The organism is Pseudomonas sp. DP-17 (assembly GCF_022380625.1).
GTDB lineage: Bacteria > Pseudomonadota > Gammaproteobacteria > Pseudomonadales > Pseudomonadaceae > Pseudomonas > Pseudomonas nitroreducens_A.
Genome location: NZ_JAKSXG010000016.1, coordinates 35,844 through 50,791, shown reverse-complemented (window position 1 = coordinate 50,791; position 14,948 = coordinate 35,844). Strand labels below are relative to the sequence as shown.

Genomic DNA, 14,948 nt, shown 5'->3' with positions numbered 1-14,948 from the left:
CGGCTTTTTCAGATACTTCCGGCGAGGTTGGCGCGTGACCCTTGGCACTCTGTATGTAGTGGCTACTCCCATCGGAAACCTGGACGACATCAGTGCTCGGGCGCTCAAGGTGCTGGCCGATGTATCGCTTATCGCCGCCGAAGACACTCGGCACTCGGTGCGCCTGCTGCAGCATTTCGGCATCCAGACGCCGCTGGCGGCGTGCCATGAGCACAATGAGCGAGAGCAGGGTGGTCGTTTTCTGATCAAGCTTCTGGCTGGCGAAGACGTTGCGCTGATCTCCGATGCGGGGACGCCGCTGATTTCCGACCCCGGTTACCATCTCGTGCGCCAGGCGCGCGCGGCGGGTGTCCCGGTGGTGCCCGTGCCGGGAGCCTGTGCGCTGATCGCGGCGCTGTCTGCGGCGGGGCTGCCTTCGGATCGCTTCGTTTTCGAGGGCTTCCTCCCGGCCAAGGCGGCTGGGCGGCGCGGTCGCCTTGAGGCGTTGCTGGATGAGCCGCGCACACTGATCTTCTATGAGGCGCCGCACCGCGTGCTGGAATGCATCGAGGACATGGCGGCGATCTTCGGCGACGAACGGCCCGCTTTGCTGGCGCGTGAATTGACCAAGACTTTCGAAACCCTCAAGGGGCTGCCGCTGGGCGATTTGCGCGAATTCGTGGCGGCCGACAGCAACCAGCAGCGCGGCGAGTGCGTGCTGTTGGTGGCGGGCAAGCCGGCGCCGGAAGGCGATGAAGCGGTGGATGCGCAAACGCTGCGGGTGCTCGATCTGCTGCTGGCGGAACTGCCGGTCAAGCGCGCCGCTGCGCTCGCCGCGGAGATCACCGGGGCCCGCAAGAACCAGCTCTATCAGATCGCGCTGGAGCGCCAGGGCAAGACTTGAGCTTGTCCTGGGCGTCGTCAGCCGCTAACCTTGCGAGCTGAGAGTCGATTGGACAGTCGCTGTTTCGTGGTGTTCCACCACGGGATGGAGGAAAGTCCGGGCTCCATAGGGCAGAGTGCCAGGTAACGCCTGGGAGGCGCGAGTCTACGGAAAGTGCCACAGAAAATAACCGCCTAAGCGCGCAAGCGCCGGTAAGGGTGAAAAGGTGCGGTAAGAGCGCACCGCACGGCTGGCAACAGTTCGTGGCTAGGTAAACCCCACTCGGAGCAAGATCAAATAGGAACCCATTGGCGCGGCCCGCGTTGGGTTCGGGTAGATCGCTTGAGGCATGCAGTGATGTATGTCCCAGAGGAATGGCTGTCCTCGACAGAACCCGGCTTACAGATCGACTCTCACCACTTTTCCTCCACTTCTTCCCACATGACCATTTGTCGCTGACCGGAAGAAGTGGCGAACTTAAGAAATCACTTTAAGTATGAAAGCCCAGTGTTTTGAAAACACTGGGCTTTTCTCTTTTCTGGCGCGTCAAATTCCCTCCCTCCACCTCGCAAAAGCACGCTAAATCTCGGTCCTGTAAGGATTTTTCCTCTCTGGCTCGCCTTGACGGTGGGGAGCGCGGATTTCTATAGTGTGCGGAAGTGGTACGAAGTGGGTAAAAGTGGGATCAACAGGCATGGATAGCCAACCACAGGGGAAGCGCTGACGTGTTTCGCGGAGCTAACGCCGTAAGTCTTGACGCCAAGGGGCGCCTCGCGATGCCGAGTCGGTATCGTGACGAGCTCGTTTCGCGTTGCAATGGCCAGCTCATCGTCACCATCGATGCCGTCGACACCTGCCTCACCGTTTACCCCCTCCCTGAATGGGAACTCATTGAAGCCAAGCTGCGCGAGTTGCCCTCGCTGCGCGAGGAAACGCGGCGCCTGCAGCGTTTGCTGATTGGTAATGCCGTTGACCTGGAGCTCGATAGCGCCGGGCGTTTTCTCGTTCCGCCGCGCCTGCGCGAGTACGCCGGCCTGGACAAGAAAGCGATGCTGGTCGGCCAGCTGAACAAGTTCCAGTTGTGGGACGAAGACAAGTGGAATGCGCTTGCCGAGGCCGACCTCGCAGCCATCAAAGAACCCGGCGGCCTGCCGGACGAATTGCGCGACCTTATTCTGTGAGCCTGCCTGTGACCAGTACCTTCCAACACATCACCGTTCTGCTCGAGGAGGCCGTCGAAGCGCTGGCCCCCCTGGAGGGCGGCCGCTATGTGGACGGAACCTTCGGAAGGGGAGGGCACAGCCGGGCCTTGCTTGGCAGGCTCGGCCCGGGCGGTCAGCTGCTCGGGTTCGACAAGGATCCCCAGGCGATTGCGACGGGAAAAACACTGGCGGCCGAAGACGGCCGCTTCGTCATTGTGCAAAGGTCCTTCGCCGAGATGGGTGAAGAGTTCTCCGTGCGCGGCCTGCAGGGCAGCGTGAATGGCGTTCTGCTGGACCTGGGCGTGTCCTCGCCGCAGTTGGATGACCCCGAGCGAGGCTTCAGCTTTCTCAATGACGGCCCGCTGGACATGCGCATGAACCCGGACCAAGGCGTCAGTGCCGCGCAATGGATCGCCACCGCTGCGGAAGACGAGATCGCCCGCGTGTTCAAGGATTACGGCGAAGAGCGTTTTGCCAAGCGCATGGCCCGCGCGATCGTGCAGCGTCGGGCGGAAGCGCCCTTCGAGCGTACCGCCGATCTGGCCGCCGTGATCACCGAGGCCAACCCGGCCTGGGAGAAGGGCAAGAACCCGGCTACCCGCGCTTTCCAGGGGCTGCGCATCTTCATCAACAATGAGCTGGGTGATCTGGAGCGTGGCCTTGAGGCCGCGCTGGAAGGTCTGGCCGTGGGCGGCCGCCTCGTGGTGATCAGCTTCCACTCGCTGGAAGACCGCATCGTCAAACAATTCATGCGCAAGCAAGTGAAGGGCGAGGCGGACAACCTGCCGCGCAATCTGCCGATCCAGGTCAAACCCTTCGAGCCGCGTATGAAGCTGATCGGCAAGCCGGTCTACGCCTCCGAAGCCGAGCTCAAGGCCAACCCGCGCTCGCGCAGCGCGGTCATGCGCATCGCGGAGAAGCTCAGATGAGCCGTCTCTTCTCCAAGCGTCTGCCTGCCGGCAGCTTCTTCATGCTGTTGCTGTTCATTGGCGTGCTGCTGTCGGCCATTTCGGTCTCCTACAGTGCCTACTGGAACCGCCAATTGCTCAACTCGCTGTACACCGAGCTCAACGTGCGTGACAAGGCGCAGGCCGAATACGGTCGCCTGATTCTCGAACAGAGCACCTGGACGGCCCACAGCCGCATCGAGGCCCTGGCGACCGACCAGCTGAAGATGCGCGTGCCCGATCCGACCGAAATCATCATGGTGGCGCCATGAAAGACCTGGCCGGCGCTCGTTATCCCTGGCGCTTCCGCGTCGTCATCGCCCTGCTGCTGGCGATGGTGGCGGCGATTGCCTGGCGGATCGTCGACCTGCATGTCATCGATCACGATTTCCTCAAGGGGCAGGGCGATGCCCGCAGCGTGCGGCATATCACCATTCCCGCGCACCGTGGCCTGATCACCGACCGCAACGGCGAGCCGCTGGCTGTCAGCACGCCGGTCGCCACCCTCTGGGCCAACCCGAAGGAGCTGGTACTCGAGCGCGAGAAGTGGGGCTTCCTCGCCGATGCCCTGGGCCAGCCCAAGGCGGCATTGTCCGAGCGCCTGGAAGCGAACGCCGACAAGGAGTTCATCTACCTGGTCCGTGGCCTGACCCCGGAGCAAGGCGAGGCCGTGATGGCCCAGGTAAAGACCCATCGCATCCCCGGCGTCTATTCCGTCGAGGAGTTCCGCCGCTTCTACCCGTCCGGCGAAGTCGCCGCGCAGGTGGTGGGCTTTACCGACGTCGACGATCGTGGCCGTGAAGGCGTGGAGCTGGCCTTCGACAGCTGGCTGGCCGGCGTGCCGGGCAAGCGCCAGGTGCTCAAGGATCGTCGTGGGCACCTGATCCGCGACGTGCAGGTCACCCGCAACGCCAAGGCCGGCAAGACCCTGGCCCTGTCCATCGACCTGCGCCTGCAGTATCTCGCCAACCGTGAGCTGCGTAATGCGCTGGTGGAGAACGGCGCGAAGGCCGGCAGCCTGGTGATTCTCGACGTGAAGACTGGCGAAGTGCTGGCCATGGCCAACCAGCCGACCTACAACCCGAACAACCGTCGCAACCTGCAACCGGCGATGATGCGCAACCGTGCCATGATCGACGTGTTCGAGCCGGGTTCGACCATGAAGCCGTTCTCCATGAGCGCGGCGCTGGAAACCGGCCGCTGGAAGCCCACCGACAAGGTCGAGGTCTACCCCGGCACCCTGCAGATCGGCCGCTACACCATTCGTGACGTGTCCCGTACCGAAGGTCCGGTGCTGGACCTGACCGGCATCCTGATCCGCTCCAGTAACGTGGGCATGAGCAAGGTCGCTTTCGATATCGGCGGCGAAGCCATCTACAGCCTGATGCAGAAGGTCGGTCTCGGCCAGGACACCGGCCTGGGTTTCCCCGGCGAGCGTGTCGGCAACCTGCCTAATTACCGGGAATGGCGCAAGGCGGAGACCGCCACGCTGTCCTACGGCTACGGCCTGTCCGTCACCGCCATCCAGCTGGCTCACGCATACGCTGCGCTGGCCAACAATGGCCGCAGCGTTCCGCTGACCATGGTTCGTGCCGACCGCCAGCCGGATGCCACCCAGGTCATTCCCGAACCGGTCGCCAAGACCATGCAGGGCATGCTGCAGCAGGTGATCGAGGCGCCGAACGGCGTATTCCGCGCCCAGGTTCCGGGGTATCACGTTGCCGGCAAGTCCGGTACCGCGCGCAAGACCGCGACCGGCGCCAAGGGCTACGCGGAGAACTCCTATCGCTCCCTGTTTGCCGGCTTCGCGCCGATGAGCAATCCCCGTTATGTCGCCGTCGTGGTCATCGATGAGCCCAGCAAGGCCGGTTACTTCGGTGGCCTGGTCTCCGCGCCGGTGTTCAGCAAGGTGATGTCCGGCACGCTGCGCCTGATGAACGTGCCGCCGGATAACCTTCCGACGGCGACTCCGCAGCAACAAGCCGATGCTGCGCCCGCTGCCAAAGGAGGGCGTGGCTGATGCCGATGAGCCTGAATCAACTGCTGCCACAGGCCGAAAGCGGCGAACTGATCCGTGAACTCACCCTGGACAGTCGCACCGTCAAGCCCGGCGACCTGTTCCTCGCCGTGCCGGGAGGTCGCCAGGATGGCCGCGCGCACATCGCTGCCGCGCTCGCCCAGGGCGCCGCCGCCGTCGCTTATGAAGCGGAAGGCGCTGTCGACCTGCCGCCCAGCGATGTGCCGATGATCGCCATCAAGGGCCTCGCCAAACAGCTGTCCGCTATCGCCGGACGCTTCTATGGCGAGCCAAGCCGAGGCGTCGAGCTGGTCGGCGTGACCGGCACCAATGGCAAGACCAGCGTCAGCCAATTGGTTGCCCAGGCCCTCGACCTGCTCGGCGAGCGCTGCGGCATCGTCGGCACCCTCGGCACCGGTTTCTATGGCGCGCTGGAAAGCGGTCGCCACACCACGCCTGACCCGCTCGCCGTGCAGGCGACCCTCGCACGCCTGAAGCAGGCCGGTGCCAAGGCCGTGGCGATGGAAGTGTCTTCCCACGGCCTCGAGCAGGGCCGCGTCGCGGCGCTGGGCTTCGACGTGGCGGTCTTCACCAACCTCTCCCGTGACCACCTGGACTATCACGGCTCGATGCAAGCCTACGGCGCGGCCAAAGCCAAGCTGTTCGCCTGGCAAGGCCTGCGTTGCCGGGTGATCAACCTGGACGACGATTTTGGCCGCGAGCTGGCCGCCGAGTCCCACGAGTCCCGCTTGATGGGTTACAGCCTGAGCGACCCGTCGGCTTACATCTACTGCCGCGAAGCCACCTTCAGCGATGCCGGCGTGCAAGCGCAGATCGTCACCCCGCAGGGCGAAGGCCTGCTGCGCAGCTCGCTGCTGGGCAAGTTCAACCTGAGCAACCTGCTGGCCGTGGTCGCTGCGCTGCTGGGCCTGGACTACCCGCTGGGCGACGTACTCAAGGTGCTGCCGCAACTGGAAGGCCCGATCGGCCGCATGCAGCGCCTGGGCGGTGGTGAGAAGCCGCTGGTGGTCGTGGATTACGCCCACACCCCGGACGCGCTGGAAAAAGTGCTGCTCGCCTTGCGTCCTCACGTGCATGGCCAACTGTTGTGCCTGTTCGGCTGCGGCGGCGACCGTGACAGCGGCAAGCGCCCGATCATGGCGCAGATCGCCGAGCAGCATGCCGACCGCGTGCTGGTCACCGACGACAACCCGCGCACCGAGAAGAGCGAGGCGATCATCGCCGACATCCGGGCCGGTTTCGCCAAGCCTGACGCGGTCGAGTTCGTTCCCGGTCGCGGTGAGGCCATCGCCCGACTGATCGCCTCTGCCGGCAGGGACGACGTCGTGCTGCTGGCCGGCAAGGGGCACGAGGATTACCAGGAGATCGACGGTGTTCGCCACCCGTTCTCCGATCTGGAACAAGCCGCCAAGGCGCTGGCTGCCTGGGAGGTGAAGCGTGCTTAAGCCCCTTTCGCTCAACGAAGTCGCTGCTGCGCTGCAAGGCCGTGTGGTCGGCGACGACGTCAGCTTCGACGCCGTGAGCACCGACAGCCGTGCCATCGTCCCCGGCCAACTGTTCATTGCCCTGACCGGCCCGCGTTTCGACGGCCACGACTACCTGACCGACGTCGCCGCCAAGGGCGCGGTAGCGGCTCTGGTGGAACGTGAAGTCGCTGGCGCGCCGCTGCCGCAGCTGGTGGTGAAAGATACCCGCATCGCGCTGGGCCAGCTCGGGGCGTTGAACCGCGCCGCCTTCACCGGCCGCGTCGCCGCAGTGACCGGCTCCAGTGGCAAGACCACCGTGAAGGAGATGCTCGCCAGCATCCTGCGGACCCAGGGTGAAGTCCTGGCGACCCGCGGCAACCTGAACAACGATCTGGGTGCGCCGCTGACCCTGCTGCAGCTGGCCCCGGAGCACAAAAGCGCAGTCATCGAGCTGGGCGCCAACCGTGTCGGCGAGATCGCCTATACCGTCGCGCTGACCCGCCCCCAGGTCGCCATCATCACCAACGCCGGCACCGCCCATGTCGGCGAGTTCGGCGGGCAGGACAAGATCGTCCTGGCCAAGGGCGAGATTCTCGAGGGGCTGGCCGCCGACGGCGTGGCCATCCTCAACCGCGACGACAAGGCCTTCGATATCTGGCAGGCCCGCGCTTCCGGTCGCCGTGTTTCCAGCTTCGGCCTGCACGATGCGCGCGCCGATTTCCGCGCCAGTGATGTGAAGCGCGATGCCCGCGGTTGCCCGGGTTTCACCCTGCAGGGGCCGGCTGGCGAGGCAGCCGTTCAGCTGAATCTTCTGGGTGAGCACAACGTCACGAATGCGCTGGCCGCCGCCGCCGCCGCTCACGCCCTGGGCGTGCCGCTGGTCGGGATCGTCTCCGGCCTGCAGAACCTGCAGCCGGTCAAGGGGCGCGCCGTAGCTCAGCTGGCGACGAATGGCATGCGGGTGATCGACGACAGCTACAACGCCAATCCGGCTTCAATCTGCGCGGCGATTGATATACTCGCCGGCTTTTCCGGCCGGACCGTCCTGGTCCTCGGGGACATGGGCGAGCTGGGTGCCTGGGCGGAATCTTCCCACCGCGAAGTGGGAACCTATGCCATTGGCAAAGTCACTGCGCTCTATGCCGTCGGACCGTTGATGAGCCACGCCGTGCAGGCGTTCGGTTCCGCGGGCCGGCACTTCGCCGATCAGGCCAGCCTGATCAGTGCCCTGGCCGACGAAGCTTCGACAACCACCATTCTGATCAAGGGTTCCCGCAGCGCGGCGATGGACAAAGTCGTCGCGGCGCTCTGTGGTTCCTCCGAGGAGAGTCACTAAATGCTGCTGCTGCTCGCCGAGTACCTGCAACAGTTCTACAAGGGCTTCGGCGTCTTCCAGTACCTGACCCTGCGCGGCATCCTGAGCGTGCTGACCGCGCTCGCCCTGTCGCTCTGGCTGGGCCCGTGGATGATCCGCACCCTGCAGATCCGCCAGATCGGCCAGGCCGTGCGCAACGACGGCCCGCAATCGCACCTGTCCAAGAAAGGCACGCCGACCATGGGCGGCGCGCTGATCCTCACCGCCATCGCCATCAGTACCCTGCTGTGGTCCGACTGGTCGAACCGCTACGTCTGGGTCGTGCTGGCCGTGACCCTGCTGTTCGGCGCCATCGGCTGGGTGGACGACTACCGCAAGGTGATCGAGAAGAACTCCCGCGGCCTGCCGAGCCGCTGGAAGTACTTCTGGCAATCGGTGTTCGGCCTGGGCGCGGCGGTCTTCCTCTATATGACTGCCGAGACGCCGGTCGAGACCACCCTGATCGTGCCGATGCTGAAGAACGTCGAGATCCCCCTGGGCATCTTCTTCGTGGTGCTGACCTACTTCGTGATCGTCGGTTCGAGCAACGCGGTGAACCTGACCGACGGTCTCGACGGCCTGGCCATCATGCCCACCGTGATGGTCGGTGGCGCGCTGGGGATCTTCTGCTACCTGTCGGGCAACATCAAATTCGCCGAATACCTGTTCATCCCGAGCGTTCCGGGGGCGGGCGAGTTGATCATCTTCTGCGGTGCCATCGTCGGCGCGGGCCTGGGCTTCCTCTGGTTCAACACCTATCCGGCGCAGGTCTTCATGGGGGACGTCGGTGCGCTGGCGCTCGGCGCCGCGCTGGGGACCATCGCGGTGATCGTCCGCCAGGAGATCGTGCTGTTCATCATGGGCGGGGTGTTCGTCATGGAAACCCTGTCGGTGGTGATCCAGGTCGCCTCCTTCAAGCTGACCGGCAAGCGGGTGTTCCGCATGGCGCCGATCCACCACCACTTCGAACTCAAAGGCTGGCCGGAGCCGCGCGTGATCGTGCGCTTCTGGATCATCACGGTGATTCTCGTGCTGATCGGCCTGGCCACGTTGAAACTGCGTTGAGGACTGATCGAGCATGAGCCTGATCGCTTCCGACCAATTCCGCATCGTTGTCGGCCTCGGCAAGAGCGGCATGTCCCTGGTGCGCTACCTGGCGCGCCAGGGCGTGCCCTTTGCCGTGGCCGATACGCGCGCGAATCCGCCGGAGCTGGCGACCCTGCGCGAGCAGTATCCGCAGGTCGAGGTGCGCTGCGGCGACCTCGACGCCGATTTCCTCTGCCGCGCCCAGGAACTCTACGTGAGCCCCGGCCTGTCGCTGCGCGTTCCCGCACTGGTGGAAGCGGCCGCCCGTGGCGTGCGCATGTCCGGAGACGTGGACCTGTTCGCGCGTCACGCGAAGGCACCAATCGTTGCCATCACCGGTTCGAACGCCAAGAGCACTGTCACCACCCTGGTGGGGGATATGGCCAAGGCCGCTGGCAAGCGCGTCGCCGTTGGCGGCAACCTCGGCACTCCTGCGCTGGACCTGCTCGCCGATGACGTCGAGCTGTACGTGGTTGAGCTGTCCAGCTTCCAGCTGGAAACCTGCGAGCGCCTGAACGCCGAGGTCGCCACCTGCCTGAACGTCAGCGAAGACCACATGGACCGCTATGACGGCATGGCCGATTATCACCTGGCCAAGCACCGCATCTTCCGTGGCGCCAAGCAGGTCGTGGTGAACCGTGCCGACGCCCTGAGCCGTCCGCTGATCGCCGACAACGTGCCGTGCTGGACCTTCGGCATCAACAAGCCGGACTTCAAGGCGTTCGGCCTGATCGAAGAGGACGGCGAGAAGTGGCTGGCCTTCCAGTTCGACAAGCTGATGCCGGCCCGTGAGCTGAAGATCCGTGGTGCGCACAACCAGTCCAACGCCCTGGCCGCGCTGGCGCTGGGGCATGCCGTTGGCCTGCCGTTCGAGCCGATGCTGCAGACCCTGCGTGAGTTCGCCGGTCTTGCTCACCGCTGCCAGTGGGTGCGCGAGCGCAACGGCGTGAACTACTACGACGACTCCAAGGCCACCAACGTCGGCGCCGCCCTGGCTGCCATCGAGGGCCTGGGAGCGGACATCGACGGCAAGCTGGTGCTGATCGCCGGTGGCGACGGCAAGGGCGCTGACTTCCATGACCTGCGTGATCCGGTGGCGAAGCATTGCCGCGCCGTGGTGTTGCTGGGCCGTGACGCCGAGTTGGTGAGCGCCGCCCTTGGCAACGTGGTGCCCAAGGTCCGCGTGAATACTCTCGACGAAGCCGTCGAGCACGCCGCCGACCTGGCTCTGCCGGGAGACGCCGTGCTGCTGTCGCCGGCCTGCGCGAGCCTGGACATGTTCAGGAACTACGAGGAACGCGGACGCCTGTTCGCCAAGGCCGTGGAGGAGCTCGCCTGATGTTCTCCTTCCTGCGCCCCTATCCGTCCCCGCTGATCAGCCGCAACGGCATCGACATCGACTTCCCGCTGCTCGCGGGCTGTCTGGCGCTGCTCGGCCTCGGCCTGGTGATGGTCACTTCGGCATCTTCCGAAGTCGCCGCGGCGCAGTCCGGCAACCCGCTGTACTTCTCGGTCCGCCACCTGATCTACCTCGCCATCGGCTTCGTCGCCTGCGGTGTGACCATGATGGTGCCGATGGAAACCTGGCAGCGCTGGGGCTGGAAGCTGCTGGCCGTGGCCTTTGTGCTGCTGGTGATGGTGATCACCCCCGGCATCGGCCGCGAGGTGAACGGTTCCATGCGCTGGATCGGCTTCGGCCTCTTCAACATCCAGCCCTCGGAGATCGCCAAGGTCTTCGTGGTGATCTTCATGGCTGGCTACCTGGTTCGCCGCCAGGAGGAGGTACGCGAAAGCTGGCTGGGCTTCTTCAAGCCGTTCGTGGTGCTGCTGCCGATGGCCGGCCTGCTGCTGCGCGAGCCGGACTTCGGCGCCACCGTGGTGATGATGGGCGCGGCCGCCGCGATGCTGTTCCTCGGCGGTGTGGGCCTGTTCCGCTTCGGCCTGATGGTAGCGCTGGCGGTCGGCGCCGTGGTGCTGCTGATCCAGACCCAGCCTTACCGGATGGCGCGCCTGACCAACTTCACCGATCCCTGGGCCGACCAGTTCGGCGCGGGCTACCAGCTCAGCCAGGCGTTGATCGCCTTCGGCCGCGGTGGCTGGACCGGCATGGGCCTGGGCAACAGCATCCAGAAGCAGTTCTACCTGCCCGAGGCGCACACCGACTTCGTGTTCGCGGTCCTCGCCGAAGAGCTGGGCATCGTCGGCGCGATGGCCACCGTGGCCCTGTTCGTCTTCGTCAGCCTGCGCGCGCTGTACATCGGTATCTGGGCCGAGCAGTCGAAACAGTACTTCTCCGCCTACGTCGCCTACGGGCTGGCTTTCCTGTGGATCGGCCAGTTCCTGATCAACGTGGGTGTGAACGTCGGCCTGCTGCCGACCAAGGGCCTGACCCTGCCGTTCCTCAGCTACGGCGGCAGTTCCCTGGTGATCTGCTGTGCCCAGCTGGGGATGCTGCTGCGCATCGAATGGGAGCGCCGCACCGTGATGGGCAGCGAGGAATATGAATTCAGCGAAGAGGACTTTGCCGATGAAAGGTAACGTCCTGATCATGGCGGGCGGCACCGGCGGACACGTGTTCCCGGCCTTGGCCTGCGCCCGTGAGTTCCAGGCGCGCGGCTACAGCGTGCACTGGCTGGGCACCCCGCGCGGCATCGAAAACGATCTGGTACCCAAGGCCGGCCTGCCGCTGCACCTGATCAACGTCAGCGGCCTGCGTGGTAAGGGCCTGAAGTCCCTGCTGCGCGCGCCGTTCGATCTGCTCAAGTCGCTGTTCCAGGCCCTGAGCGTGGTGCGCCAGCTCAAGCCGGTCTGCGTGCTCGGCCTGGGTGGCTACGTCACCGGCCCGGGCGGCCTGGCTGCCAAGCTGTCCGGCGTGCCGCTGGTGATCCATGAGCAGAACGCTGTCGCCGGCACCGCCAACCGCAGCCTCGCGCCGCTGGCCAAGCGGGTCTGCGAAGCCTTCCCGGATACCTTCGACAGCAGTGCCAAGCGCCTGACCACTGGCAACCCGGTGCGCGTCGAGCTGTTCCTGGAAGAGGGTGCCCGCGCGCCGTTGAGCGGCCGCCGCGTCAACCTGCTGGTGCTGGGTGGAAGCCTGGGTGCCGAGCCGCTGAACAAGCTGCTGCCCGAAGCGCTCGCGCAGGTGCCGGCCGAGAGTCGCCCGGCCATTCGCCACCAGGCCGGTCGTCAGCATGACGAAGTGACTGCGGAGCGTTACCGCGCCGCCGGTGTCGAAGCGGACGTAGCTCCCTTCATCGCCGACATGGCTGCTGCCTACGCCTGGGCCGATTTGGTGATCTGCCGCGCCGGAGCGCTGACCGTGAGCGAGCTGACCGCCGCCGGCCTGCCGTCCTTCCTGGTGCCGCTGCCCCACGCGATCGACGACCACCAGACCAAGAATGCCGAATTCCTGGTGCGCGAGGGCGCGGCCCTCCTGCTGCCACAGAAATCTACCAGCGCCGCCGAACTGGCCGCGCAGTTGTCCGAGGTATTGATGCATCCCGATTCCCTGACCCGCATGGCCGCTCGCGCACGCAGCCTGGCCAAGCCCGAGGCTACCCGCACGGTAGTCGATGCCTGCCTGGAGGTGGCCCGTGGTTAAAGAACCCACCGGCGTCACCCGCACCATGCGGCGCATCCGCCGCATCCACTTCGTCGGCATCGGTGGCGTGGGCATGTGCGGTATCGCGGAAGTGCTGCTCAACCTCGGCTACGAAGTCTCCGGCTCCGACCTCAAGGCGTCGCCGGTCACCGAGCGCCTGAAGAACTTCGGCGCGGAAATCTTCATTGGCCACCGTGCGGAGAACTCCGACGGCGCCGACGTGCTGGTGGTTTCCAGCGCGGTGAACAAGTCGAACCCGGAAGTCGCCGCCGCGCTGGATCGCCGCGTGCCGGTCGTGCCGCGCGCCGAGATGCTCGCCGAGCTGATGCGCTACCGCCACGGCATCGCAGTGGCCGGTACCCACGGCAAGACCACCACCACCAGCCTGATCGCCTCGGTGTTCGCTGCCGGCGGCCTGGACCCGACCTTCGTCATTGGCGGCCGCCTGAACGCTGCCGGCACCAACGCGCAGCTGGGTACCAGCCGCTATCTGGTGGCCGAGGCCGACGAGAGTGACGCCAGCTTCCTGCACCTGCAGCCGATGGTCTCGGTGGTCACCAACATCGACGCCGACCACATGAGCACCTACGGCGGCGACTTCAACAAGCTCAAGCGCACCTTCGTCGACTTCCTGCACAACCTGCCGTTCTACGGTCTGGCGGTGGTCTGTGTGGACGACCCGGTGGTGCGCGAGATCCTGCCGCAGGTCGCCCGTCCGACCGTGACCTATGGCCTGAGCGAGGACGCCGACGTCCGCGCCATCAACATCCGCCAGGAAGGCATGCGTACCTACTTCACCGTGCTGCGTCCCGAGCGCGAGCCGCTGGACGTTTCGGTGAACATGCCCGGCCTGCACAACGTGCTGAACTCCCTGGCGACCATCGTCATCGCCACCGACGAAGGTATCTCCGACGAGGCCATTGTCCAGGGCCTGTCCGGCTTCCAGGGCGTCGGCCGACGCTTCCAGGTCTACGGCGACCTGCAGGTGGAAGGCGGCAGCGTGATGCTGGTCGACGACTACGGCCACCACCCGCGCGAAGTCGCGGCGGTGATCAAGGCCGTGCGCGGTGGCTGGCCGGAGCGTCGTCTGGTGATGGTGTATCAACCGCACCGCTTCAGCCGCACCCGCGACCTGTACGACGACTTCGTGCAGGTGCTGGGCGAGGCCAACGTGCTGATGCTGATGGAGGTCTACCCGGCCGGCGAAGAGCCGATCCCTGGCGCCGACAGCCGTCACCTTTGCCACAGCATCCGCCAGCGCGGCCAGCTCGACCCGATCTACCTGGAGCGTGGCGGTGACCTCGCTTCGCTGCTGAAGCCGCTGTTGCGTCCCGGCGACATCCTGCTCTGCCAGGGCGCCGGCGATATCGGTGGGCTGGCTCCGCAACTGATCAAGAATCCGATGTTCGGCGCCGCCGCTGCTGGCGCCGAGGGGAAGAAACAATGAGTGACGCCCTCAAATCCGCCCTCGAGCCCCGCGCCTTCGGTCGCGTCGCCGTGCTGTACGGCGGCAAGAGCGCCGAGCGCGAGGTGTCGCTGAAATCCGGCGCCATGGTTCTGCAGGCCTTGCAGGGCGCCGGTGTGGACGCCTTCGGCATCGACGTGGGCGATGACCTGCTGGAGCGTCTGACCCGCGAGAAGATCGACCGCGCCTTCATCATCCTCCACGGTCGTGGCGGTGAAGACGGCACCATGCAGGGGCTGCTGGAAATCGCCGGCATTCCCTACACCGGCAGCGGCGTGCTCGCCTCCGCGCTGGCGATGGACAAGCTGCGCACCAAGCGCGTGTGGCTGAGCCTGGGCCTGCCTACGCCGGACCACGCTGTCCTCGCCAGCGCGGACGATTGCCGTGCCGCTGCGGCAAAGCTCGGTTTCCCGCTGATCGTCAAGCCGGCCAGCGAGGGTTCGAGCATCGGCATGGCCAAGGTGAACAGCATTGAAGAGCTGATCGCGGCCTGGGCTGCTGCTGCGAAATTCGATCCACAAGTGCTCGTCGAGCAGTGGATCAGCGGCCCTGAATACACCGTCGCGATCCTCCGTGGCCAGGTGCTGCCGCCCATTCGCCTGGGCACGCCGCACACCTTCTACGACTATGACGCGAAGTACCTGGCCAACGATACCCAGTACCAGATTCCCTGCGGCCTCGATGCCGACAAGGAACAGGAACTCAAGGACCTGACCGCTCGCGCCTGCGATGCCCTCGGCATCCAGGGGTGGGGTCGGACCGACGTGATGCAGGACGCCCAGGGGCGCTTCTGGCTGTTGGAAGTGAACACGGCACCGGGCATGACCGACCATAGCCTCGTGCCCATGGCCGCGCGCGCGGCCGGCCTGGATTTCCAGCAACTGGTGCTGGCGATCCTCGCCGACAGCGTCGAGGCAAGGGGGTAAG

General features: G+C 65.6%; 13 protein-coding genes and 1 other RNA gene. All 14 read left to right on the top strand.

Translation table 11 applies throughout. The features are described 5' to 3' along the window. Positions 1-34 precede the first annotated feature (34 nt). The 14 genes from rsmI to MJ122_RS25395 all read left to right on the top strand — a co-directional run bounded on the left by rsmI (position 35) and on the right by MJ122_RS25395 (position 14,947). Positions 35-883, top strand: a complete 849-nt coding sequence (gene rsmI / locus MJ122_RS25460) for a 16S rRNA (cytidine(1402)-2'-O)-methyltransferase (RefSeq protein WP_239746639.1) — start codon at positions 35-37, stop codon at positions 881-883. Between the two features lie 40 nt (positions 884-923). Further along, an RNA gene (gene rnpB, locus MJ122_RS25455) (RNase P RNA component class A) lies at positions 924-1,280 on the top strand. Positions 1,281-1,587: 307 nt separating this feature from the next. Beyond that, positions 1,588-2,043 carry a division/cell wall cluster transcriptional repressor MraZ gene (gene mraZ / locus MJ122_RS25450; RefSeq protein WP_026078936.1) on the top strand — a complete coding sequence of 152 codons (456 nt, stop codon included), beginning with the start codon at positions 1,588-1,590 and terminating at the stop codon, positions 2,041-2,043. Positions 2,044-2,051: 8 nt separating this feature from the next. Continuing rightward, on the top strand, positions 2,052-2,993 hold the full coding sequence (rsmH, locus tag MJ122_RS25445) for a 16S rRNA (cytosine(1402)-N(4))-methyltransferase RsmH (RefSeq protein ID WP_026078935.1): 942 nt from the start codon (positions 2,052-2,054) through the stop codon (positions 2,991-2,993). Further along, positions 2,990-3,283: a cell division protein FtsL gene (ftsL, locus tag MJ122_RS25440; protein WP_017518107.1), complete on the top strand. Its 294-nt coding sequence runs from the start codon at positions 2,990-2,992 to the stop codon at positions 3,281-3,283. The genes rsmH and ftsL overlap by 4 nt, the downstream gene beginning before the upstream one ends. Beyond that, the gene (locus MJ122_RS25435) at positions 3,280-5,031 is read left to right on the top strand and encodes a penicillin-binding protein 2 (protein ID WP_088421242.1); all 1,752 of its coding nucleotides are present in this window, start codon (positions 3,280-3,282) and stop codon (positions 5,029-5,031) included. The genes ftsL and MJ122_RS25435 overlap by 4 nt, the downstream gene beginning before the upstream one ends. Further along, positions 5,031-6,494 carry a UDP-N-acetylmuramoyl-L-alanyl-D-glutamate--2,6-diaminopimelate ligase gene (locus tag MJ122_RS25430; protein ID WP_239746502.1) on the top strand — a complete coding sequence of 488 codons (1,464 nt, stop codon included), beginning with the start codon at positions 5,031-5,033 and terminating at the stop codon, positions 6,492-6,494. Before MJ122_RS25435 ends, MJ122_RS25430 begins: the two co-directional genes overlap by 1 nt. Then, positions 6,487-7,851 (top strand): UDP-N-acetylmuramoyl-tripeptide--D-alanyl-D-alanine ligase, encoded by a 1,365-nt coding sequence (murF, locus tag MJ122_RS25425; RefSeq protein WP_239746500.1) that lies wholly within the window; start codon positions 6,487-6,489, stop codon positions 7,849-7,851. The genes MJ122_RS25430 and murF overlap by 8 nt, the downstream gene beginning before the upstream one ends. Continuing rightward, on the top strand, positions 7,852-8,934 hold the full coding sequence (mraY, locus tag MJ122_RS25420; RefSeq protein ID WP_017518103.1) for a phospho-N-acetylmuramoyl-pentapeptide-transferase: 1,083 nt from the start codon (positions 7,852-7,854) through the stop codon (positions 8,932-8,934). Positions 8,935-8,947: 13 nt separating this feature from the next. Continuing rightward, positions 8,948-10,294, top strand: coding sequence for a UDP-N-acetylmuramoyl-L-alanine--D-glutamate ligase (gene murD, locus MJ122_RS25415; RefSeq protein ID WP_017518102.1), 1,347 nt, complete (start codon positions 8,948-8,950; stop codon positions 10,292-10,294). After that, positions 10,294-11,493, top strand: coding sequence for a putative lipid II flippase FtsW (ftsW, locus tag MJ122_RS25410; RefSeq protein WP_017518101.1), 1,200 nt, complete (start codon positions 10,294-10,296; stop codon positions 11,491-11,493). The genes murD and ftsW overlap by 1 nt, the downstream gene beginning before the upstream one ends. Beyond that, entirely contained in the window at positions 11,483-12,556 is a 1,074-nt protein-coding gene (gene murG, locus MJ122_RS25405) for an undecaprenyldiphospho-muramoylpentapeptide beta-N-acetylglucosaminyltransferase (RefSeq protein ID WP_239746498.1), read from the top strand. Before ftsW ends, murG begins: the two co-directional genes overlap by 11 nt. After that, on the top strand, positions 12,549-14,003 hold the full coding sequence (gene murC / locus MJ122_RS25400) for a UDP-N-acetylmuramate--L-alanine ligase (protein ID WP_088421247.1): 1,455 nt from the start codon (positions 12,549-12,551) through the stop codon (positions 14,001-14,003). Before murG ends, murC begins: the two co-directional genes overlap by 8 nt. Further along, the gene (locus MJ122_RS25395; RefSeq protein ID WP_088421248.1) at positions 14,000-14,947 is read left to right on the top strand and encodes a D-alanine--D-alanine ligase; all 948 of its coding nucleotides are present in this window, start codon (positions 14,000-14,002) and stop codon (positions 14,945-14,947) included. The genes murC and MJ122_RS25395 overlap by 4 nt, the downstream gene beginning before the upstream one ends. Position 14,948: the final 1 nt, after the last annotated feature.